Source organism: Bacillus sp. Leaf49 (assembly GCF_001426125.1).
Lineage (GTDB): Bacteria > Bacillota > Bacilli > Bacillales > Bacillaceae > Bacillus > Bacillus altitudinis.
The window spans coordinates 254,016-276,581 of sequence record NZ_LMRK01000012.1 but is presented as its reverse complement, the minus strand read 5'-3'; the positions used below and the strand labels follow the sequence as shown (position 1 = coordinate 276,581).

At 41.3% G+C, this 22,566-nt stretch carries 27 protein-coding genes and 1 riboswitch; of the genes, 11 read left to right on the top strand and 16 right to left on the bottom strand.

The features are described from left to right. Positions 1-5 precede the first annotated feature (5 nt). Together ASG46_RS08160 and ASG46_RS08155 are read right to left on the bottom strand one after the other, a co-directional pair. A complete protein-coding gene (locus ASG46_RS08160; RefSeq protein ID WP_035389883.1) occupies positions 6-263 on the bottom strand; it encodes a hypothetical protein in 258 nt (85 codons plus the stop codon). Positions 264-289: 26 nt separating this feature from the next. Beyond that, on the bottom strand, positions 290-673 hold the full coding sequence (locus ASG46_RS08155) for a GtrA family protein (RefSeq protein ID WP_024719496.1): 384 nt from the start codon (positions 671-673) through the stop codon (positions 290-292). A gap of 458 nt (positions 674-1,131) precedes the next feature. On the opposite strand from ASG46_RS08155, the gene ASG46_RS08150 reads away from it, so the two are divergent. The 6 genes from ASG46_RS08150 (at position 1,132) to ASG46_RS08125 (ending at position 5,517) form a co-directional block, all read left to right on the top strand. Next, positions 1,132-1,272 (top strand): anti-repressor SinI family protein, encoded by a 141-nt coding sequence (locus tag ASG46_RS08150; RefSeq protein ID WP_008345506.1) that lies wholly within the window; start codon positions 1,132-1,134, stop codon positions 1,270-1,272. Positions 1,273-1,569: 297 nt separating this feature from the next. Continuing rightward, positions 1,570-2,259, top strand: coding sequence for a class I SAM-dependent methyltransferase (locus ASG46_RS08145; RefSeq protein WP_017360141.1), 690 nt, complete (start codon positions 1,570-1,572; stop codon positions 2,257-2,259). After that, a complete protein-coding gene (locus tag ASG46_RS08140; RefSeq protein WP_035389886.1) occupies positions 2,252-2,920 on the top strand; it encodes a glycosyltransferase family protein in 669 nt (222 codons plus the stop codon). The genes ASG46_RS08145 and ASG46_RS08140 overlap by 8 nt, the downstream gene beginning before the upstream one ends. 107 nt (positions 2,921-3,027) lie before the next feature. Further along, the gene (locus tag ASG46_RS08135; protein WP_056704105.1) at positions 3,028-3,342 is read left to right on the top strand and encodes a DUF485 domain-containing protein; all 315 of its coding nucleotides are present in this window, start codon (positions 3,028-3,030) and stop codon (positions 3,340-3,342) included. Beyond that, on the top strand, positions 3,339-4,877 hold the full coding sequence (locus ASG46_RS08130) for a solute symporter family protein (RefSeq protein ID WP_056704104.1): 1,539 nt from the start codon (positions 3,339-3,341) through the stop codon (positions 4,875-4,877). The genes ASG46_RS08135 and ASG46_RS08130 overlap by 4 nt, the downstream gene beginning before the upstream one ends. 301 nt (positions 4,878-5,178) lie before the next feature. After that, positions 5,179-5,517 (top strand): DUF4288 domain-containing protein, encoded by a 339-nt coding sequence (locus tag ASG46_RS08125; RefSeq protein ID WP_017360152.1) that lies wholly within the window; start codon positions 5,179-5,181, stop codon positions 5,515-5,517. Between the two features lie 7 nt (positions 5,518-5,524). Here ASG46_RS08125 and ASG46_RS21615 read toward each other — a convergent pair whose 3' ends face one another. From ASG46_RS21615 to cidR, 5 genes are all read right to left on the bottom strand, one after another. Next, positions 5,525-5,632 (bottom strand): IS3 family transposase, encoded by a 108-nt coding sequence (locus ASG46_RS21615; RefSeq protein ID WP_366966485.1) that lies wholly within the window; start codon positions 5,630-5,632, stop codon positions 5,525-5,527. Between the two features lie 630 nt (positions 5,633-6,262). Then, positions 6,263-6,637 carry a nuclear transport factor 2 family protein gene (locus ASG46_RS08120; RefSeq protein ID WP_008345523.1) on the bottom strand — a complete coding sequence of 125 codons (375 nt, stop codon included), beginning with the start codon at positions 6,635-6,637 and terminating at the stop codon, positions 6,263-6,265. A gap of 113 nt (positions 6,638-6,750) precedes the next feature. After that, positions 6,751-7,440 carry a thiamine phosphate synthase gene (gene thiE / locus ASG46_RS08115; RefSeq protein WP_035702490.1) on the bottom strand — a complete coding sequence of 230 codons (690 nt, stop codon included), beginning with the start codon at positions 7,438-7,440 and terminating at the stop codon, positions 6,751-6,753. Continuing rightward, the gene (thiM, locus tag ASG46_RS08110; RefSeq protein WP_035702492.1) at positions 7,427-8,251 is read right to left on the bottom strand and encodes a hydroxyethylthiazole kinase; all 825 of its coding nucleotides are present in this window, start codon (positions 8,249-8,251) and stop codon (positions 7,427-7,429) included. The genes thiE and thiM overlap by 14 nt, the downstream gene beginning before the upstream one ends. Before the next feature lie 17 nt (positions 8,252-8,268). Further along, on the bottom strand, positions 8,269-9,156 hold the full coding sequence (gene cidR / locus ASG46_RS08105) for a cidABC operon transcriptional activator CidR (protein WP_035702495.1): 888 nt from the start codon (positions 9,154-9,156) through the stop codon (positions 8,269-8,271). Positions 9,157-9,321: 165 nt separating this feature from the next. Between cidR and ASG46_RS08100 the strand changes: the two genes are divergently transcribed. Together ASG46_RS08100 and ASG46_RS08095 are read left to right on the top strand one after the other, a co-directional pair. After that, on the top strand, positions 9,322-9,705 hold the full coding sequence (locus tag ASG46_RS08100) for a CidA/LrgA family holin-like protein (protein WP_017368298.1): 384 nt from the start codon (positions 9,322-9,324) through the stop codon (positions 9,703-9,705). Continuing rightward, positions 9,699-10,379 carry a CidB/LrgB family autolysis modulator gene (locus ASG46_RS08095; RefSeq protein ID WP_007497850.1) on the top strand — a complete coding sequence of 227 codons (681 nt, stop codon included), beginning with the start codon at positions 9,699-9,701 and terminating at the stop codon, positions 10,377-10,379. The genes ASG46_RS08100 and ASG46_RS08095 overlap by 7 nt, the downstream gene beginning before the upstream one ends. 37 nt (positions 10,380-10,416) lie before the next feature. On the opposite strand, the gene ASG46_RS08090 is transcribed toward ASG46_RS08095, so the two are convergent. Then, entirely contained in the window at positions 10,417-11,598 is a 1,182-nt protein-coding gene (locus ASG46_RS08090; protein WP_019743483.1) for a class I SAM-dependent rRNA methyltransferase, read from the bottom strand. Between the two features lie 117 nt (positions 11,599-11,715). Between ASG46_RS08090 and ASG46_RS08085 the strand changes: the two genes are divergently transcribed. After that, complete coding sequence (locus tag ASG46_RS08085) at positions 11,716-12,099, top strand: VOC family protein (RefSeq protein WP_056704101.1); 384 nt, start codon at positions 11,716-11,718, stop codon at positions 12,097-12,099. A gap of 87 nt (positions 12,100-12,186) precedes the next feature. Here ASG46_RS08085 and ASG46_RS08080 read toward each other — a convergent pair whose 3' ends face one another. The 3 genes from ASG46_RS08080 to ASG46_RS08070 form a co-directional block, all read right to left on the bottom strand. Next, positions 12,187-12,915, bottom strand: a complete 729-nt coding sequence (locus ASG46_RS08080) for an amino acid ABC transporter ATP-binding protein (protein ID WP_007497858.1) — start codon at positions 12,913-12,915, stop codon at positions 12,187-12,189. Beyond that, entirely contained in the window at positions 12,912-13,556 is a 645-nt protein-coding gene (locus ASG46_RS08075; RefSeq protein WP_007497860.1) for an amino acid ABC transporter permease, read from the bottom strand. The genes ASG46_RS08080 and ASG46_RS08075 overlap by 4 nt, the downstream gene beginning before the upstream one ends. A gap of 70 nt (positions 13,557-13,626) precedes the next feature. Beyond that, positions 13,627-14,391 carry a transporter substrate-binding domain-containing protein gene (locus ASG46_RS08070; protein WP_045033805.1) on the bottom strand — a complete coding sequence of 255 codons (765 nt, stop codon included), beginning with the start codon at positions 14,389-14,391 and terminating at the stop codon, positions 13,627-13,629. 529 nt (positions 14,392-14,920) lie between these two features. Here ASG46_RS08070 and ASG46_RS08065 point away from each other — a divergent pair. Together ASG46_RS08065 and ASG46_RS21085 are read left to right on the top strand one after the other, a co-directional pair. Further along, a complete protein-coding gene (locus ASG46_RS08065) occupies positions 14,921-16,006 on the top strand; it encodes a response regulator aspartate phosphatase (protein ID WP_050826734.1) in 1,086 nt (361 codons plus the stop codon). A gap of 19 nt (positions 16,007-16,025) precedes the next feature. Beyond that, entirely contained in the window at positions 16,026-16,175 is a 150-nt protein-coding gene (locus ASG46_RS21085; RefSeq protein ID WP_017368302.1) for a hypothetical protein, read from the top strand. A 50-nt stretch (positions 16,176-16,225) separates the two neighbouring features. Here ASG46_RS21085 and ASG46_RS08060 read toward each other — a convergent pair whose 3' ends face one another. The 5 genes from ASG46_RS08060 to ASG46_RS08040 all read right to left on the bottom strand — a co-directional run bounded on the left by ASG46_RS08060 (position 16,226) and on the right by ASG46_RS08040 (position 22,478). Next, entirely contained in the window at positions 16,226-16,858 is a 633-nt protein-coding gene (locus tag ASG46_RS08060) for a GTP pyrophosphokinase (protein ID WP_007497867.1), read from the bottom strand. 94 nt (positions 16,859-16,952) lie between these two features. Then, positions 16,953-17,966 (bottom strand): ABC transporter permease, encoded by a 1,014-nt coding sequence (locus ASG46_RS08055; RefSeq protein WP_017368303.1) that lies wholly within the window; start codon positions 17,964-17,966, stop codon positions 16,953-16,955. Next, entirely contained in the window at positions 17,963-19,459 is a 1,497-nt protein-coding gene (locus tag ASG46_RS08050; protein WP_056704098.1) for a sugar ABC transporter ATP-binding protein, read from the bottom strand. The genes ASG46_RS08055 and ASG46_RS08050 overlap by 4 nt, the downstream gene beginning before the upstream one ends. A 72-nt stretch (positions 19,460-19,531) precedes the next feature. Then, complete coding sequence (locus ASG46_RS08045; protein ID WP_056704095.1) at positions 19,532-20,650, bottom strand: sugar ABC transporter substrate-binding protein; 1,119 nt, start codon at positions 20,648-20,650, stop codon at positions 19,532-19,534. A gap of 173 nt (positions 20,651-20,823) precedes the next feature. Continuing rightward, positions 20,824-20,933: riboswitch (SAM riboswitch) on the bottom strand. A gap of 117 nt (positions 20,934-21,050) precedes the next feature. After that, positions 21,051-22,478, bottom strand: a complete 1,428-nt coding sequence (locus tag ASG46_RS08040) for a DUF1565 domain-containing protein (protein ID WP_056704092.1) — start codon at positions 22,476-22,478, stop codon at positions 21,051-21,053. Between the last annotated feature and the right edge of the window lie 88 nt (positions 22,479-22,566).

Sequence of the window (22,566 nt, the reverse complement as noted above, 5' to 3'; positions counted from 1 at the left end):
TTCTTTTACGCTTTCGTCAGGTCAACACGAATTCTCCCTTGTCTTAAAACAATGGTCATTTGCGTATCAGGGGTCATTAAATTTTCTAAAATGTCCGATGCCGTTTGAAGCGCAATGTCCATTCGGTTGATCTTTTCCTTTTCTTGTTCAGAAAATGCTTCTGGATGTGCGGTCATTTCTTTGACTAGCCTCAACACTTGTTCATGCTGCTTTTCTGTTTGTTGATATATGGCATCATATAATTCGTCTGGCCTGCTGCTCATTTCACATCACCTATCTTTTTCATGTGTTAAATCGCATCTTCTTTTGTTTTCTTGAAGACGAACCATTTACTGGCGACATAATTGACCACGACAATCACAAAGTTAACAAGAATTTTTGCGACGGTTTCGTTGAGCGCCATTTGGCTCACAAATAAAATCATCAGCCCCAGATCTACACCTAGAGACATGAGACGGACACTAAAAAATGAAGAAAGCTCACGCATCAGGCTTTTTGTGTCACGAGCCTTTTGCTTGAAGACATACTTCTTATTGGTGATATAAGCAAAGAGCACAGCAAATACCCATGAAACAACCGTTGCTGTTTTGTAATCCATAGAAAACATCTCAACGAATAAATAGAAGCTGACTATGTTGACAATGGTTGTACACACACCCATGATCAGATACATGACAACTTCTTGATACTTTTGAAAAAGGCTATACATGTCTTTCTTCATTCCTTCTTGGTGAATTCTGTTTCTTTTAGAATACCATCTTAAGAAGAACTTCCCAAACGAACAATATGTGCGTCCTGTAAAGATGAAATTTGTTCTCGCTGATGGCATATGTCAACCTTATGGGTTTATATGAGTCAAATGATTTAGGTCTTTATCATTATTTTAATTTATAATCTTTTAACTGACTTTACAATTGTTTATTATGAGAAGTAAGAATTCAATATTTATGGGTTTTTTAGTCATTTTTTTAGGGACGTGGTAGGTGATAGATTTTACAAAATAGGTTAAATGTCATCATTTTTCGACAAAAATCTATTTTTGTACTCCATTCACATACACGTACAGTTACTAGACGGTTTGTTCAAGTCATTGGTTGCAGATGAATATGTCTTATTGAACTGGAGGATATTATGGATACGCAAGTGAAAAGAAGAGTTGACGAAGAGTGGGTTTATTTGATTCAAGAAGCGAAAAAAATTGGACTAGGCATCGAGGAAATACAAGCTTTTTTAACATCCAACGGTGATCAGAAGATGATAAACAAACCGTAATCAACGCCGTTATCCTTTGTCTTTCAGATTGCTTTGGCTAAAGTTCTAACCTGTCAATTGACCTTTAAACATCCTTTCATGACGATACGCTACAATAATTGAACACCTCATCATACCAATCCCTTCCACTCAATGGGGTTCTGTCTTTCTATTTTTAGGAGGACAGTCCGTTCCCTGTTCTTTATATGACCCCTTTTTAGCTGTCATTCATGAAAATTGCCCATTTTCGTTATAAAACCAAGCTCCCCACCCATATATTAAGCATAAGACACAAGAAAGAAGAAAGGTGGGTGGCGCGTGAGTTCAGATTCCCTATCTTATTATCATCAAAAGAAGGATCAATATTATCACGGTGTGAACCCTGTGATTGTCCATCGTATTCGCAAGGAATGGACGTCTATCTTGGATATCGGATGCGGCACAGGCCAGCTTGGAAAAGTCTTAAAACAACAAGACCGTACCATATATGGAATTGAATCTTTTGAAGATGCAGCAAAGCAGGCTGAGAAAGCGCTGGATCATGTTTTATGCGGCAATATTGAACAGATGGCGCTGCCTTATCAGCATGAACAATTTGACTGCATCATTTTCGGAGATGTTCTTGAACATTTATTGGACCCTTGGGCCGTTTTAAAAAAGGTCAAACCCTTTCTAAAAAGGGAAGGGGCCATCTTGTCTTCCATTCCGAATATTGGTCATATTTCAACGGTTTTAGAATTACTGGCTGGGAGATTTTCTTATACAGATGCAGGATTAATGGATCAAACACATTTACGCTTCTTTACCCTTCACGAAATTCATGCCCTCTTTCAGTCAGCCGGGTTTCATGTTCGTGAGCTTGAAACCATTCGTGTACAACACCCTTCCTATACGGGCGTCATGAATGATCTACATGAATTACTCGTAAAACATGGCATCCGTTTTGATTTTAACGAGGCAGCGACAGCCTATCAATACGTGGTTGAGGCGGTTCAACTCAATGAGTAGCCCCACCATCTTATTTGTTTTATGTGTAAATGATGAGTCGATGTTTCAAGCTTGCTTCCGGCAGCTCGCTTCACTTCCTGCTCCGCACGGGTATCATGTAGAGGTTTTGCCCATTAGACATGCATCAAGTATGGCCTCTGGATACAATGAAGCTCTCACTCATCCTGCACAGTTTAAAATTTATCTTCATCAAGATACACTCATCGTCAAACAGCATATGCTTCTCGAGCTGATCCCACTTTTCTTGCAAAATCCGTCACTTGGCATGCTTGGGGTAATAGGTGCAGAAAGTGTGCCAGACAATGGAATCTGGTGGGAGAGCCATGATTGCAGAGGGAAAGTCATTGAATATCGGCACGACACCTATCAGCTACTGACGTTTGAATCTGGTCATCCACAGACAGAGCCCCAAGGTTATATCAAAGCTTCTGCTATTGACGGTCTTTTTATGGCAACACAATATGATATCAAGTGGCGTGAGGATCTTTTAGACGGCTTTCATTTTTATGATGTGTCACAGTCTTTTGAGTTTGCACAGCAGGGATATGAGGTTGGGATTGCAAGGCAAGTGGAGCCCTGGTGTATTCACAAATGCGGAGATCATTTTGATGCAGAAGCATATGAAAAAGCAAGACAAACATTTCTTGCGCATTATCGGTAGAAAGCACCCTTTTCGGGTGCCTTTTTTATGATATACTGTCATAAACAACCAGATCGTCTCATATGCATTGGAGTACCTTGTCCCTAATTCGTACAAAGGAGGAAACAATGGCAGACAAAAACGTTCATTATAAGAAGGTTGCCGCTTCAAAGGATTTTCGAAAACTTCTTGAGGAAAAACGCAGATTTATCGTACCGATGACGATTTTCTTTTTTCTCTTTTACTTTTCACTTCCGGTTGCTACATCCTACTTCACCTTTTTGAACACGCCAGCAATTGGAGCGATCACGTGGGCTTGGTTATTTGCCCTCACGCAATTTGTGATGACATGGGTTTTATGTGGGCTTTATGCAAAAAAAGCAGCTAAGTTCGACAAATATGTAAGCGCTTTAAAAACTGAATCTAGAGGTGATGACGAATGAGTATGACCGCTTTTATTTTATTCATAGCGATCGTAGGGCTCACATTGGTCATCACGTATTTTGCTGCGAAAAAAACAAGCAATGCGAGCGATTTTTACACCGCAGGCGGCGGTCTGACTGGGTTTCAGAACGGCCTTGCCATTGCCGGGGACTATATGTCTGCTGCTTCATTTTTAGGGATCGCCGGCATGATCGCCTTAAATGGATTTGACGGCTTTTTCTATAGTATTGGCTTTCTTGTAGCGTATCTTGTCGTCCTTTATGTCGTGGCTGAACCGCTTCGAAATCTAGGAAAATATACGATGGCTGATATGATTGCTGCACGATTCAAACGCCCTGCTATTCGAGGCGTGGCTGCTTTTAACACCATCACGGTTTCCACTTTTTATATGATTGCACAGCTTGTTGGGGCAGGTGCATTAATCAAACTGCTTCTTGGCATTGATTACTGGATTGCGGTGCTGATCGTAGGTGTCTTGATGACCATTTATGTCGTGTTTGGCGGCATGATCGCAACCAGCTGGGTACAGATCACGAAAGCTGTGCTTCTCATGCTGGGCACGCTGATTATTTCGCTGCTTGTGTTTGCCAAGTTTGATTTTAGCCTGCTGAAGATGTTTGAGCAGATGAAAACAGCGACCCCGCTTGGTGGGGCATTTCTTCACCCGGGAAATAAATATGATGTGCCTTTAGAGACCCTGTCTCTGAACCTTGCCCTTGTGCTAGGAACAGCAGGTTTGCCGCATATTTTGATCCGTTTTTATACGGTAAAGGATGCCATTTCTGCGCGTAAATCTGTTCTATCTGCTACGTGGATCATCGGGATTTTTTATTTAATGACGGTTTTCCTCGGCTTCGGTGCCGCAGCTTTTGTCGGAACAGATGCAATTACGGCAGCCGATGCAGCAGGAAACATGGCAGCACCACTGCTTGCACAGGCCCTAGGGGGAGATTTATTATTTGCCTTTGTTTCCGCTATTGCCTTTGCGACTATACTGGCAGTGGTCACCGGTCTCGTTTTATCCGCCGCGTCTGCCTTTGCTCATGACTTTTATAGCCAGATTATCCGCAAAGGGAAAGCGAGTGAACGGGAACAGGTGAAGGCGGCACGCTTTGCTTCTATCGGCGTGGCCATCCTTTCCATCATTCTTGCATTATTTGCGCAATCTTTAAACGTCGCTTTTCTTGTGTCACTTGCCTTCGCAGTGGCAGCAAGTGCGAATTTACCGTTGATTATCTTCACTGTCTTTTGGAAACGATTTAACTCAACAGGGGCTATCGCAGGAAGCTTAACAGGTCTTCTGAGCGCACTCCTGATCGTGTCACTCAGCCCAAGCGTCTGGGACCCATCAGGGGCAGCCATTTTCACAGGAGAGCCGCTTATCCCACTATCGAACCCTGGGATTATCTCGATCCCGCTCGGATTCCTTGCGGCTTACTTAGGCACCATTTTCTCCTATGAAAAAGCAGATGAAGACACATTTACAGAAATTCAAGTAAAAGCACACACAGGTATGCATATGGATACAGATTGATGAGAAAAAGCCGGCTGCTCTGCCGGCTTTTTCAGTGTTCTTGCTATTTCAAAACTGTACTCAATATGGGATAAATTGGCCTTTTAATCTCTCTTTATATCTTTCTAACTTGTCACATTTCCTCAACGTGATCAACGAACAGCATGTGATGATGATCAGCAGAATTTCATGAACTTCTCCTCTGTTATCAATGATTCTCTTCAACCCTATTACCCCCATAGACTTCAATTCTCTTGTTATTCTTATGTTATCATTTTAAACACATACTGGAAATTCACCCTACAAGGAAGAAGTGAAACATATGCATAAATTGTACTCAGCAAAATTATTATTTGAATCTAGCTCCTCACCAAAGGTGAGACCGGATAAAATCTTTGAGGAACGAATCATTTTAGTGAGAGCAAAAAACAATCGAAAAGTGAAACAAATCGTCAAAGACCATTTTCCAGATGAGACATTTGAAAATGGAGATCATGGACAAACAACCACAAAACTAGTAGCCGTACTCGATATCTTTGAGCTAGTTGAAAACTTAGACGAAGGTCCCCTGCATTTAAGCGAAGTGTACAGCCGATATCTTCTTTTTGATCAAGAAACATCTGCTAAAGAAGCGATTGACGCTTATTCGTTAGACAAATAAAAGAAGTCTAAGCTACCAGTGTGTGACGGTATTCTATCGGAGCACACTGGTTTAATTTTTTCTGGAATCGATCGTGATTATAGAATTGAATGGAATGATTAATTGACAGCAGCACAAAAAGAGATAGTGGAGGGAATAAATGATGCCAACACTAGAAGAGAATGATGATTTTGTATTTGCTAAAGATGTATTTGTTTCTTCTTTTGAAGTGAAAGAAATTCAAGCTGCTATCATTAGAGATAAAGGTCGGTGTGCCTGTTAAGTTTGCAGGTGCAGTTTTCAATGCAGTGATTGGTTTTGCTGTAGGGGTGGTGTAGGTGTTATACAATCATTTATTATTAAAAAAGTAAAGCGGAAGCTAAAAAATTAGCGATCTCTATTGGTGTTGCTGTCGCAATTTCATTAAATGATTCGGATATCGAAACTCAAATTTCTAAACAGTTAGATAAGAGGGATAAGCGCACTAATAATGGTTGGTAGATATATATTAGGAGGAATGTTGTGAAGAGTATGATCAAGTATGCAGTGATGATTTTATTTATGAGTGTATTTTTCTATTATTACAATATGTTTGTACCTAAAAATGTTCTGTACATTTTCATTGCATTTCCTTTTTGTTTTGTTGCTATAAGTTTGATTGATAAGCTATTTACGGATAAATAAATCTAATAATAAGCAAGCCTCATGCTTGCTTATTATCTCATACTGTCTAATTAGAGGGGATAATATCCGCTCTGCCGGCTTCTTAATATCGCTGGAATAACTCTGGGTTTTTCGGGACGTTTTCTAAATAAACGATCTTTCCTTGATCATCCAGCTCTGCAATATCAATGCCTTCTGCTGTATATACACGACCGTCTGTTAACTTTCCGCAAACAGCCCAGTTTGTTTCATACTTCCCATCTTCACGTTTCACCCAGCCATCCCACATATGCTTAATGTCTTCATGTACGTGGAAAAATGTGTTCAAAAACTGTGTGAACGCTTGGATGCCAGGCTTTTCAGCACCATTTAAGACAATCATGACATCATCTGAAAACAATGCCAGCAATTCGTTCATTTGCTCTTGCCCTTTTCCCGCTTCATCATATCGGCGAAAATACGTATCGAGCACTTCCATCATTCATTCTCCTTTATTTACCTGTCATTTCGAAAATAATCGAACAATTAGATTGTACACAATTGTATCTCTACTGTCTATTTTTCACGCAGATAAGAAAAGACATGGATGAGTCAATCCATGTCTTTTACAGATGAAAGAGCTGCTTTCTCTGACTCGACAAGAGATGTTAGTTCTTCCGCAGCTTTTTTCGGATCAGCGCTTTGGCTAATGGCGCTGATGATGCTAATGCCATCGGCTCCCGCTTGGATGACTGGTGCCGCATTTTCATACGTGATCCCGCCGATGCCCACAATAGGAATGTGAAGACCGTGTTGACGTACTTCGTTGATTAAAGAAACACCCTGGACACTGCGTGTATCCTTTTTTGTTTCTGTAGGATAGACTGGACCCATCCCAACGTAGTCTGCCCCGTCCTTCATCGCTTGCCTCACTTCATCTAGATTGTGCGTGGACACGCCTAATATTTTATTCCCGATTCTTTGCCGTACATCTAGTGCAAGTGTATCTTCCTGCCCAACATGGACACCATCTGCATCAAGATCTATTGCAAGCTGTACATCATCATTTACGATAAAGGGGATATTCGCTTCTTGGCAAAGTGCTTGAATCTGCTGAGCGATTTTTTTCTTTTCTTCACCTTGCAGAGCACCTTCACCCTTTTCACGAAACTGAAACATCGTGATCCCGCCTTGAATGGCCTCTTTCACCACATCAAGCGGATGCCGGCTTGTATTCGCTGTTCCCATAATAAAATAAACCGATAATTGCTGTTTGATTAGCTGCTGATCAACCTTCGTCATGCAAAACTCCCCCTATTTTCCCTAACGTGATCACATCTTGACCATTTGTATTGGATAGCGCGTTTAACAATTCGATTTGAAAGGTGCCTGGCCCTTTCTCTTCTGTCTGCTGAGCTGCCTTTTCTGCAGCGACACCATAAAACAGCAGAGCTGATGCCGACGCATGAATGGGCCGTTCCCCTGTTGCACAAAATGCCCCTATGACAGAGGTGAGTAAACAGCCAGTCCCTGTCACCTTGGTTAACCATTCGTGTCCATTATGAATAGATAGAACCTCTTCTCCATCTGACACGACATCCACTTTTCCCGTAATCGCCACAACGGTTTGAAGGGCTTTTGCCGCCTGCTTTGCTAAAGACGATACATCTCCATTTGCCCCTTTTGCATCAACCCCTTTTGACTGCCAGCCTTTCACTCCAATTAAATGAGCTATTTCAGCAGCATTCCCTCTGACAACAGTGATGCCCACTTGCTGTAACAGCTGTTTCGCCGCACTCGTCCGAAACGTTGTCGCACCAACACCAACAGGATCTAATAGAACCGGTACACCTTTTTCATTGGCCGCTTGTCCAGCAATGACCATCGCCTCCACCGTATCCTTTGTTAGTGTGCCGATATTCAGCACAAGTGCATCCGCTAATTGCGCCATTTCTGCCACTTCTTCTTTGGCATTTGCCATGACTGGAGAAGCACCTAAAGCAAGCAGTCCATTCGCTGTAAAGTTCGTCACAACTTGGTTGGTGATATTATGGACAAGCGGATTTTCCGCTCGAACCTTTTCCAAAAGATGAGACACGCAGCTTAATTTCATCTGTATCGTCCTCCCTTTTACTCTGCATCCCACACATAGGATTTTGTATGCTTTAACCATTCTCTTGCAGCAAAGGACAAGTAGCGGTCCTTTCGCCAAATGACACCCAAATGCCACGGAATAGACGGATTTAAGGAAATGATCCTCACTTTATCAGGATCTAGATCACGGCAAATCCGTTCAGGCAGAAGCCCGATTCCAAGGTTCTCAGCAACCATTTCACTGATGAAATCCCATTGTGACGTTTCATAAATAACGTTCGGCCTGAATCCCGCATTCATACATTCATTTAAGATTCGGCTGTGCAGAACGAAATCTTCTCGAAAGAAAATAAAAGACTCTTCCTTTAAATCAGCCAAATGAACCTCATCACGTCCTGCCATCGGATGTGATGGATGGGTGACAAGCTTCATATCCTCTTTAATGATGGTGTATGTATGAAAAATTTTATCATTTGCAGGCAGAACAATGACACCAATATCTAATGATCCATCCTCTACCCCTTCCTCTACTTTAATGGAGCCGTGCTCCACCAATTGAAAGGTGACATCTGGATACTGCTGGCGGAATTCCCCCATCACATTTGGGAAAAAACTTGATCCAATCATGGGCGGCAGTCCTATTCGGATATGTCCTTTTTTCACATTCATTAAATCATTTAATTCACTCGTTAAATTCTGAAAGGATTGTGTGATTTCACTCGCCTGTGTATACATGGTTTGTCCAGCATCTGTCATTTCAACCTGTCTGCCATTACGGTAAAACAACTGCACACCTAGCTCATCCTCTAGGTTTTTGACCATCTTGGAAATGGTCGGCTGTGACACATAGAGCGATTGCGATGCTTTCGTAAAACTCTTTAACCGTGCCACTTCTAAGAAATATGTTAAATGTCTGATGTCCACATGGTTCACCCTTTCTATAGACAAAAGGAATACTAACTATTCGATATATGTATTTTACCTATAATAGAACGTGCTGTACACTTTAAAGTAAGCTCACCAATTAGAACGTTGTGTTGTTTTTGTGAAACAGTGAACAATTTATATAGAAAAAGGAGTGAACAGAAAGTGCAATTGCTCAAAACGTCGCTGATTGCTACCCTTCAGATTATGGCTTTATTTGCTTTTGCGAAATTGATGAATGTGCTGGCGGCCTTTTTGCATTTAAGAATTCCGGGCACGATCTTAGGCATTCTTGTCATTTTCTTATTACTTCATTTTAACATCATTAAATTAAAATGGATTGAACTTGGCGCCGTATGGCTGCTCGGAGAACTGCTGCTCTTCTTTATCCCTTCAGCAGTAGGTGTGATTGATTACGGAACATTACTTTCTCAATCTGGCACAAGTATTGTCCTTGTGGTTTTACTTAGTACCTTTGTAGTCATGCTCTCGACTGGCATAATGACGCAGATGATTGCGAAAAGAAAGGAGCGAAAAAAGCTATGTTAGTTGGCGGACTATTTTTGATCTTAACCATTCTGATCTATCTCGGATCAAAAGCGGTTTATAAACGTCATCCGAAAGTCTATGTCTCCCCTTTACTTGTGACACCGGTTGTTCTTGTGGTCTTGCTGTTAATCGTGAACATTCCTTACGATGCTTACAATCAAGGCGGAAAATGGCTGACAAATATGCTTCAACCTGCGACTGTGGCATTTGCCATTCCTTTATATAAGTATTTTCACATTCTGAAGAAGCATGCAGTAGAAATTATTTTAAATGTGGCTTGCGGTTCTATCGTTGCGATTTTATCAACAGCGTTTATCGCCAAATTGTTTCATTTGGATACGAGTCTGATCGAGAGCCTCGTCCCAAGATCCGTCACAACACCCGTTGCAATGAGTGTGTCTGAAATGATTGGCGGGATGCCGTCCGTTACGGCTGTATTCGTCATTTTAACAGCATTATTTGGCTCAATCATTGGACCATTGGTTATCCGTTATTTCCGTATTGATAATGACATTGCAATGGGCGTTCTGCTTGGTACAGGTGCACATGGTGCAGGCACATCGAAGGCCTTTGAACTGAGCTCGGTCTCAGGCACGATCTCAAGTGTGTCCATGATCATTTCGGCCATTATTACATTATGTGCAGCGCCTATCCTGATGTCGTTTGCCTTATAGAAAAAGCCATTTCCCCTTATCGGAAAATGGCTTTTTCTTATGCTTGGATGAAGACAACCTTTAAATAGTTCCCCTCAGGATAATTTTTCGTTGTACGGAAGTCCTCAGGAAGTGTATATTCCTCAAGAATACGATACGTTTTCCCAGATTCTTTAAAGGCCTGTGCAATAAATCCTTTAAACTTTTTCATCCCAAATGCACTGCTATTGGTTGACGCCACAATGACGCCGTTCTCAGCTGTGATCTGGATGGCTTCTTTTAATAGTTTCTTATAATCCTTCGCTGCACTGAATGTGTGTTTCTTCGTTCGTGCAAAGGAAGGTGGGTCCAAGATCACGACATCATAGCTCCAGCCTTTTTTCGCCGCAAACGGGAAATATTTAAAGACATCCATGACTTTGATATCCTGCCCGTCTACATCAATGCCATTCACTTCAAACTGCTCAGATGTTTTTTTCAAACTGCGGTTTGCAACATCTACACTTGTCGTACGGCTTGCCCCGCCAAGCGCTGCTGCTACAGAGAAAGCGCCGGTATAAGAGAACGTATTAAGGACGGTCTTTCCTTTTGCATAGCGATCTCGAATTGCTTTTCGCACATGACGCTGATCAAGGAAAATACCTGTCATCGCACCATCATTTAGATAAACCGCCACGTTCATCCCATTTTCTTTGACGATAAGAGGAAATTCACCTTTCTCCCCTTTTACAAAATCGTCATCTTCGATATATTGTCCAGACGTATCAAATCGCTTCTTTTCATAAATGCCTTTATAGTCAGGGTACACCTGCTCAATCGCAGCCAATACATCTTCTTTTAATGTATAAACACCTTCGCTATACCATTGGATGAGATAGAATCCATCATAATAATCAATCGTGATTCCACCAATTCCATCCCCTTCCCCATTGAACACACGGAAAGCCGTCGTTTGTGCATCACGAAATAGATGCGTTCTGCTTTTGGATGCCTGTTCAAGTTTAGAAACAAAAAAGGCCTGATCTATTTTTTCGTTAGCGTCAAAGGAAAGCACCCAGCCGATGCCTTTATTTTGCACACCATAATATCCTTTCCCTAAAAAAGAGCCTCTTTCATCTACCCATTCAATGAGCTCGCCTTCCTGTACACCGTTCACACGCGACACAGCATCTTTTGAAATAAGCGGATATCCCTTTTTCACTTGTTCTGCAAATGTTTGTTTTAATGAGATTTTTTTCATTTGTGTCATCCTTATCCTAAATTGACTCTCTCTATCCTACCATATGAATGTATACGTTACTTCTATTATGATAAGATGAGGAGAAAAATATCAACTCGACATAGAGGAGGCTCTTTTTTGACAACATTACGCTTAGATCATACAGGGATTATGGTGACAAATATTGATCAGTCCATTGATTTTTATGAAAAAGTGGTGGGCATGAAATTAAAGGATCGCATCACTCATACAAACGGAGTCATTGAACTTGCCTTTCTTGGCTTTAATGACGAAGCGGAAACGGAAATTGAACTCATTCAAGGGTATAGCAGCGACCTTCCATCTGAAGGAAAGGTCCACCACCTCGCCTTCACAACAGATAATATTCACGCTGAATTCAACCGTATTCAAAAGCTGCAAATTGAGCTAATAGATGAAGAAATCACAACATTGCCCAATGGCTATTGCTACTTCTTTTTCCGAGGGCCAGACCAAGAGTGGATTGAGTTCTTCCAACGATAATATTTCCTAGGAAATGCATGCGAATCGGTATATTCATTCTCGTCACAAAAGAAAAAGAGTAAGAGCATACCTGCTCTTACTCTTTTTTTATAGCACCTTACTAAGAAACAATTTGGTACGCTCGTGCTGCGGGTTTCCAAAGAGTGCTTCTGGTTTGTCTTCTTCGACGATATATCCGCCATCCATAAAGATCACACGGTCTCCCACTTCTCTTGCAAAACCCATTTCATGTGTGACGACAATCATCGTCATTCCTTCGACTGCTAATTGTTTCATAACAGCTAATACATCCCCAACGACCTCAGGGTCAAGAGCAGATGTCGGCTCATCGAATAAGAGCACTTTCGGGTCCATCGCCAAGGCTCTTGCAATGGCAACACGCTGTTTTTGTCCACCAGATAATTGGTTAGGGTAACTTTTGGCCTTGTCTTTCAAGCCGACCTTTTCAAGCAAGTCTAATGCTTTATCGACTGCCGCTTTCTTCTCCATCCCTTTTACTTTCACCGGTGCGATCGTGATATTTTCTAACACGGTTTTATGAGGAAATAAATTAAAGTGCTGAAACACCATACCAACTTCTTGTCGTACTTTATTGATATTCACTTTTGGGTCTGTAATCGTATGTCCGTGGACAACAACTTCCCCAGCCGTAATATCCTCTAATTTATTGAGACATCTGAGAAATGTGCTTTTCCCTGATCCTGAAGGACCAATGACACATACAACCTCTTTTTCCTCGATGACTGCATTAATATCCTTTAAGACTTCGTTATCACCAAAGGATTTCTTCAAGTTTTTCACCGTAATCATACTCATTTCACATCAAATCTCCTTTCTGCGTAGCTAGCCAGTAGAGAAAGTAAATAAATGATCACGAAATAAATGACACCGACAATGAGCCAGACATTCAAAGGATCAAAGGTAGCCGATGCTTGAACTTGTCCCCGCTGCATGATATCAGCAATACCGATAATCGATAAAAGAGAGGTGTCCTTCAAACTGATGATGGCTTGGTTCGTAATGGCTGGAAGCATACGGCGAAATGCCTGTGGAAGGACGATAAAGCGCATGTTTTGTCCACCTGTGAATCCTAAAGAGCGTGCGGCTTCAGTTTGTCCTTTATCGATGGACTGAATCCCTGCACGAATAATTTCTGAGAAATAAGCTCCTGCGTTAATCGCTACTGTAATAATCCCTGCCGGCACTCGGTCAAGTGAAATGAATTCAAGTGTATTTAGCCCAAAATAAATGAAGAATAGCTGTACGATAAATGGCGTACCTCGAATGGCATTGACAAAAACGAGTGAAATAAAGTTCAAGATTTTAAATGGTGACAGGCGGAATAGCGCCACAATCAACCCGATGATAAAACCTAAAATGATAGCAACAACAAAGATATATAAAGTGGTTTGCAAACCATCCATTAAATACGGAAATGCATTAACAATCGTATCCATGTTTCTCCCTCCCTAATTCACATACGGTTGACACATAAAGAAAGCGCGCTCTGAGCGCGCCTCGCTTGTGTTATGACTTCAAATATTTCTCAATAATTTTGTCATATTCACCGTTTTTCTTTAGGTTTTCAAGCCCTTTATTGATTTTCTTCAATAAGTCCTGATTTTTCCCCTTCATGACTGAGATCCCGTATTGGTCGCCATTCAAGCGGTCTCCAACTGTTTTCAATTTCAAGTCTTGCTGTGCGATCGCATACGTAATGACAGGATAATCCTCAATTAAAGCATCTGCATTTCCATTAGATACTTCTTGGAACATAGATGGACTGTCATTGAATTGAACTACTTCATACCCATATTTGTCTGCGTTATCTGATGCAAATTTTGCACCTGTTGTCCCATTTTTAACAGCTAGCTTTTTCCCCTTTAAATCATCAATCGATTTGATGCTGCTGTCCTTTTTCACAACAACTGTCAGACCAGCGTCGAAGTATGGATCTGAAAAATCCACTTTCTTTTTACGCTCATCTGTAATACTCATACCACCCATTCCAACATCAAGCTGACCTGCTTGCATCGCTGGAATGATCCCTGAGAAATCCATTGCTTCAAGCTTCACTTTGAAGTCTTGGTCTTTTGCAATTGCGTTAATTAAATCAACGTCTATTCCCTCATATTTACCGCCCTTTTCAAATTCAAATGGCGGATATGTTGTATCTATCCCGATTTTATATGTGCCTTTGCCTTCTCCCGAACCGCTGTCCGATTTTGAACCACAGGCTGCCATGACGAGCACAACAATTAGTCCCATGATCAGTAACATCGATTTCTTCATAAAACACGACCCCCAATTATCAGTTTTGTCTAAATATTCGCAACAACAATCTTACTATACCACGCTAAAGCTATACTGTGTGATATTTTTTATCAATACCAAAGATCCATACAATTCTAGATCGATAGTCTCTTTAAATTTTACTTTTTTGCGAATAACTCATTTTATTCTGAAAGAAGCATGTTTCACAATATTCATGTGATATAATCTCACAAAAAACCGCGAACACTCCTTTTTCAATACCACTTCTTTCTCACCTATGAAAAAACCCTCTTTCACTGTCTCTCTTCCCCTATTGATATCCTGATATATTTTTTTCAACATCCTCTTTTTACCTAAAAAAATGTAAACGTATACAATTTGATCGCTACTCCCTATTTTTTTCACTACTGGTTGAATTTACATCAAAAAACATGTTTTACAAATTGAGATAGACCGCTTAAAATATAAGAAGATACTTAATATGGAAAGATGATTCAGACAAATAAGAATCCGCAGAAATGAATAGGTGAAGAAAGGAGGATACCAATTGGCAGAAACAGGTGTTTTGTCATCCGTTGATGTAGCAAATATGCTAAATGACTGGTATGTCTTGATGAAAAAAAGAGACATACAAGAAGCCATACAGCTAAAAGAAGAGATTCTTCAAGCATTTGATCGAATGGAAGAGAATCAAGATGTCTTACTCTACTATCAACTTTTAGAATACCGTTTCAAAGATTTAGTCGAAGATACAGCTTCGTTAGATCACAGTCTTTTTGTGGATGAAAATGCGATTCGTACAGATGATATGCTCAGCTACTATTTCTATTTCTTTAAAGGCATGTATGAAATGCGCAGAGGGAATCAAGATTCAGCATTTCACCATTTGAAATTGGCAGAGGATAAATTAGATCTCGTACATGATGACATTGAAAAGGCAGAATTCCATTATAAAACAGGCTGTCTATACTATAATATAAGATCCACACTTCTCTCCATCCACCACTTAAAAAAGGCTTCGTCTATTTACGACGCAGATCCATGTTATGTGAAAAAATCAATCAGCTGTCAAATGATGCTTGCTCTGAATTATGCGGATCAATCTAAATATGATGAGGCAGAAACTTTGTTTGGACAGGTGATTCACTCACTAGAACAGATGGAGGATCCAGATTTACTTGGTCACGCATATTGCAATGCAGCCTTTATTAAAAGTCTAAGAAGTGAATACAGTGAAGCTGTGCCGCTCCTAGAAAAAGCTTTATTGATTGAGGCATTCGAAACTTCTTCTCCAGGCGGTTATTTACTGGCCTTATATGCCTACACGAAAGCGCTATTTAAGCTGAAAAAGCCTGGTTTGTTCCACTATTATGTACAGCTTTCACTTCAAAAAGCAGAAAATTTAAAACAACGAAACATTTCACTTAAATTATCCATTTTAGAAACATTGATGCTCCAGCCAAACAACATGATTGAGCAGATCATTTCTTATTGTGATCAATTAGAATCTATGAATTTCCTTGTTGATCTTGAGGCTATCTGTCAGGATGTAGCCGCCTACTTAACTGAAAATGGTCTTCCGAAAGAAGCAATGTATTTTCAGAACAAGGCATTGTCATTCAAAACTTGTTAAGAAGATGGAGTGATGTATGATGAAAAAATGGCTGATCTCAAGCGCGATTTTTGCGCTCTTGTTCACAGGTGTTTGGATTGGTACTTCTACACAAAAAGGCAGCCCGTCTGCACAATCGCAAGATGACGGTACGATCATTCAAAAGAGAGATCGAGGCACCAATCCTTAATAAGACTGAAAAGAGTAGCTGTCATTCAAAACAGCTACTCTTTTTATTGGTTAATCAATTTCTCGTTTGATATTTTGCATTTTTTCATCTAAGTAGTGAGCGATATCTGCCGCTTCCTTTAGTTCATCGGTGAGCTGATGAGGAACATCGTTTTGCAGTTTATAATAGATTTTATGTTCGAGACTCGCCCAGAAATCCATCGCAATGGTCCGCACCTGAATTTCAACCTTCACATGCTCCACACGATTCGTTAAGTAAACAGGAATCTCAACAATTAAATGAAGACTTCGATAGCCATTTGGTTTCGGATGCTGAATGTAATCCTTCACTTCAAGGATCTTTAAATCCTCTCTTTGCCTCAGAACATCAATGATGTTATAGATATCTTGAATAAACGAGCAGATGATGCGGACACCAGCGATATCATGTATGTACTCCTTGGCACATTGTGTGGTGATGTCACATCCTTTTCTCGCTAGTTTATTCACGATGCTTTCAAAGGATTTGATCCGTGATTTTGTATGCTCTATTGGGTTGTGTCCATGGATTAAATTATATTCCTGACTAATAATCGAAAACTTTGTATCCATTTCATCTAATGCAAATTTATATACTAATAATTCATTTTTCCAGTCTTCCATGACACTTTTCAAATCTTCTACATGAGTTGCTGACATATTCATTTCTTTTTGTCATCTCCTTTTGGCAAACAGCTGTTACACTGCTTTCCGTTTACTAGACGGAGAGAGAACGCAAATGGTTTTAAAAAAGTACATCTTAGCCCCGTTGTTTGTAATAAGTCAGCGCGAGTGCCAGTGCAAGTACAGATCCTTTCACGATATCCATTGCATAATACGGGACAGACATCATCACAAGTCCATTTTGCAAAATACCGATGAGCACCGCACCAATAAACGTACCGAATGCGTTTGGTTTACCTGCTCCCATGACTGAAAACCCGATAAAAGCAGCAGCTACCCCATCCATTAAATATGGCGTTCCTGCGTTAATTTCTGCTGTCATCACCCTTGATGCCAGCACGATACCACCGATCGCCGCAAATAAGGCAGACAACAGATATGCTGCGATTTTGTATTTGTTCACATGAATACCAGACAATCGGGCGGCTTCTTTATTTCCACCAATGATATACATCAACCGCCCATGCTTTGTGTAAGTCATAAAAACATGTGCAAAAAGCACAATGGCCGCCATAATCAAAATGATATAGGGGACCTGCCCAATCTTGCTGAAAAAGGCAGGGATGGTGCCAGTTGAAAAAGTACCATCAGGCAGCACCATATTTTCAGAAATGGTCGCACCTTTCGTATAGGTTTGTGCCAGCCCTTGAATGATAAACATCATGGCTAGTGTCATGAGCATATCTGGAATCTTCATTTTGACAATCATCCAAGCATTCAGCAAACCGACAATAAGAGAAGCCGCCAGCGCAGAAAGGATCGCAATGAGTGGGTTTTGCGAGAACCATACAAACATGGAGATCACAATTGCATTTGATAACGTTGCAACTGAACCTACAGATAAATCAAAGCCATTCACTGCTAATGAGATCGTCAGCCCTACTGCAATGATGGTTACAATCGAGATCGATCGTAAAATGTTGATGATATTTCCTGACTGTAAAAATGCCGGATTGGCTGCCGCAAAGACAACAATCAATACGACAATCGTTAAGATGGTGCCATATTGATAAAAGAAATCAAACAGATGAAAGGATGGCCGCTGTTTCTTGATTTGTTGAACTGGGGCTGAAACTTGTCGTTCACTCATGATTGTCCTCCTGTTGAATGATATAAAAGCTCTTCTTCAGTCATTGGTGCCGTCATTTCCCGGGCAATGCTGCCATCATATAAGACGTATACTCGGTCGGCAATTCCTGCAATTTCTGAAAGCTCACTTGAAGCATAAATAACCGCTTTTCCTCTTGCAGCTAGTTCTGCAATGAGGGAGAAAATGTCCTTTTTGGCTCCAACGTCTACACCTTTGGTTGGTTCATCAAAGAGATAGACATCCGCCTCAGCCAACAGCCATTTTCCAATCGCAATCTTTTGCTGATTTCCACCGGATAGATGCTTCACCTTCGCTTCAAGAGAAGGTGTCTTGACGCCAAGCCGCTTGACGATTCCATCTGCTGCCTTCCGTTCCTTAGAACGATGTAAGAAGCTGAACGGCCGTGTAAACGAACGTAGACTTGCAGCTGTTACGTTCCATCCAACAGTTTCTTCTGTTAGAATCCCTTCTTTTCTCCGTTCTTCAGGCACAAGGGCAATACCCGCTCTCACAGCGTGATGAGGCGACTTGATATGAATGGTTTGACCATGCAGCTGCACAGTGCCTGACTTTTTTTCTGAGGCGCCGAATAGGGCTTTGCACAATTCTGTTTTACCAGCACCGACTAGTCCTGCAATCCCGAGAATTTCTCCTTTTTTCACATGAAGATGAATGTTGTTTAATTTATGCTGGTCATGCAACTCTTTCACGTCAAGCACAATCGGTGCATCCTCTAGCGGTGTACGGAATGGGAATTGATCCTCTAATGGCGCGCCAAGCATTTCTTCAATGACCTGCTTTGGATCTGTTTCTTTAATGAGGTGCGCCGCCACATCAGTTCCATTCTTCATCACAGTCAGTTCATCACAGATGTTGAAAATCTCCGGCATGCGATGCGAGATAAAAATGATGCCTGTGCCGTTCTTTTTCAATTGATGAATCATTGAGAATAACTTGCTTGTTTCTGCATGACTAAGTGGAGCGGTTGGTTCATCTAAAATTAAAATGCTGCATTTGATCGACACAGCCTTGGCAATGAGCACCATTTGTTTTTCTGCCAGTGTCAGATCACTCACAAGACGCTTCGTTGAGATGTCAATGTCCATCTCTTGTAACAGCTGTGCTGCCTTGCGGTGAATCTCTTTCCAACGGACGAATGGTTTTTTCTCCATTTCATGAATCATCATATTTTCGCCAACACTTAAATATGGCACTAGAGCTGTATCCACTTCTTGATGTACGGTCTGCACACCGTATGAGGCCGCATCCTTCGGTGTATGAATAGTCGCCGCCTCGCCATTGATGTGGATGGTTCCTTCAAAATGTGAATGAGCACCAGAGAGAACTTTCATTAACGTTGACTTCCCAGCGCCGTTCGCCCCAATCAGGGCATGGACTGTGCCTTTTTTTAATGTGAAATTTGCTTGATCTAACGCTTTGACTCCTGGGAATTCAATCGAAATGTTTTTCATATGAACAAGCGGCGTTGTCATAGGTGTCCTCCTTCTCTCCTGATCGTCAATTGAAAAACGAAACACCCTCTATGAAAAGAGAGTGCACGTTGTTTATTTTGCATAATGCTTCTTCAAAGTCTTCATCCAGTCTTCTTCAAAAGCAGTCGATGATCCGAATCCTTTTACTTCATCTGCAAGATTGACCATATTGATGGCCTTTCCTGCATCCTGAAGCTGCTTTTGTGAAATGAGAGAGGCCTCAAGGTCATAGGAAGATGGCGTTTTCTCGCCAGCTAGTTTCTTCGCAAGAATCCTTACGTCGATTGCGCCAATGAGCTTCGGATCGACAGCGGCAGTGTACTTCCAAGGGCTGTCTTTCGCAGTCATTTCTTGCAGATCGGCATTAGACACATCAATACCGTATATTTTCACTTCGGTTCTTCCTGCTTCTTTTAAAGCTCTTGCGGCACCAATCGCAAATGCATCCCACGTGGCAAAAATCGCATCCAGTTTACCCTTTGGATATTTATTTAGCATAGCCGCAACCGCATTTTGTGTTTGAACTGATGTATCAGAGGCCGCAACGCCAAATCGGTCAAGTTCCTTGATTCCTGTATGCTGTTTGAGCGTTTCTTGGTACACCTTGTTTCGTCTCACCATTGGAGGGAATCCGTCTACCCAAAGATACGCAATATTTGCTTTCCCTTTAAAATCAGCCACGAGTGCATCTAATGATTTTTTCGCTAATTGCTCGTCATCTTGAGACGTCACTGTGACCCCTTTGATGTCCTTCAGCTTCGGATTTGAATCAAACGCCACAACTGGAATGCCTTTCGCTGTGATCTTCTTCACATCAGCGACTGTCGCCTCATCATCCCCATGAGAGATGATAAAGCCATCATAGTTTTCTTCTAGTGCTTGAGAAATAGCATCATGAAACTTCGCCGTATCACCATTTGCCGTGTAGACATCTACTGTAAAGCCTAGCGCTTCACCTTCTGCCTTCGTTCCTGCTAAAAACTGAGCAGTATGATCGTCCCCGCCAATTTTACGGATGACTTTAATTTTTGCTCCCTGTCCTTTTGCAAATCGCTTCGGGACATTGTCAAAGGAGACCTTTTCGTTTGCACTAGCCTTTGAGCCTGCGCTTGATCCCGTACCGCAACCAGATAATAGCACGGTCAGGACCGTCAATAATACAAGAGATGATGTCCAATATTTACGTTTCATTGCTGTTCCTCCTCAAGTTGTTTTATTTTTCACATCGGAAAACTAGGTAAAGAAGTGGAAATATGCCTGTGAACCCAGTCTTTTGATTCTAAAAAAAGAGATCAAAAAAAGCCTCTCTTGATAAAGAGAGGCTTGATCACCGTTGCATGAAACATGTATCGGGAAGTCTTCCTCTCTTATCTGTCAAAGCTGCAACAGCTTTGCAGGAATTAGCACCAATTTCTTAAATAGAAACGGTTGCTGGGCGTCATAGGGCCAGTCCCTCTGCCTCTCTTGATAAGAGATCCGTTATGAAATTTGTTTTAGTTGAAATGTCTTCTTTACTTTAATGTGATGTCTCATCAATGTCAATGACTTTTTTGAAAATTTCTAAAATGATCATTTGCACCGAATGCCTTGTTTAACTGCCGATGATTTTCTTAGCAGGTGATGATGCCTTAAGACGGAAATCATATTTTTTCTCATTCACAAATTGGGGATTAAGGTGTGCTGACCCTTTATCTTGACCGCTTTTCGAGCGATACGTTTTGTAGCCTTCCAGCCATTTCCCGCACCATACCCACTGTGAGGCTTTTGCACCTTTGCGGTCATCGTAGACATTCTTTTGGAATGTATTCTTCTTGTTCACTTCGTAGAGATTCACGACTAAGTAATGCGAAGCACTGGCTGTCATGATGTTATTCGTGATTCGATTGTTCACCGATTGATATTGCATGAGCAATTGACCGCCTTCTAAGCCGGCTGTGTCATTTTTGTACAAAATGTTATGGGAGATGGTCGTGTTTGTGGTTCCGCCCCGCTTCTTGTCATAGCCGCCAATGGAGATGCCTGTATAACGATTTAAATATACTTGATTGTGCTCAATACGAATGCGTTCGGCCATCTTCCCTTTATGTTCACTTGTGACCTCAATCCCAAGGTCATTATGATGGCTGATGTTATGATCAATCACGATGTCTTTCCCGCCATCCACATAGATTCCTCCTGCGGAGATGTCCTTGCCGTACGCTGGATTCCCAACACTCGTAATCTCATAAACTTTGTTTCTAGATACGACACCATTTCGCACTTGATCATACTTTTTAGAAGGTGCGACATTCTCAAAACCAATTAAATCAATCCCGATATTGTCCGTATGCCGGACTGTATTATGTGTCACGCGGAATTTTTTCACGTTTCCGTTTAGCACAAGGGCTTCACTAAAACCCAACTTTAACTTTTCCACAGTGTTTCCTTTGATTTCGATGTCTTCAATGGCTGCAGGTGCTTTCGTTCCATAGACCGCAATGCCATGAGCATTCCCATTTTGATGTGTCGTCTGAATGTCGTACACACGGTTGTTAAGCAGTTTGACGCCTTTGCCGCTTCCTGTGATGAATATACCGATGGGTGTCACATCTTCTTGATTCGTTTTAATATGACCGACTGTCAAACCTTTCAGGGTGATATAGCTCTTTTGATCAAGCTTCACGAGACCTCCGTCTGCTTGATTTCCTTTAAGAGATGCTCCGCTAATGACAGGCTTCTCTTTTCCATACGCTTGAAAAACAACTGGTGCTTTCTTTGTTCCAGAATGGCGGACAATCAATTTCTCTTTGTATGTACCGCCTCTCATATAAACTGTTGTCCCAGCTTTCGCGATACTTGCCGCTTTTTTCAGCGTACGGAAAGGCTTTTGCTTTGTCCCTGGATGTTTGTCGTTCCCATTTGCTGCGACGTAATAGGCAGTACCTTGCTTCGCACCAGCCTCCTCCGTCATCGCTTGACAGCCAAAACTAATGGCGGTCATCAATAAAATCAATAAGGCGCCTGATATCATTCGTTTCATCTCGTTGTTTGCTCCCTTCCACTCTCTTCTACCTTTATCGGTTAAAAAAAAGAGGATTAAAATATGGCAATGCCCCTTGCAATGTACT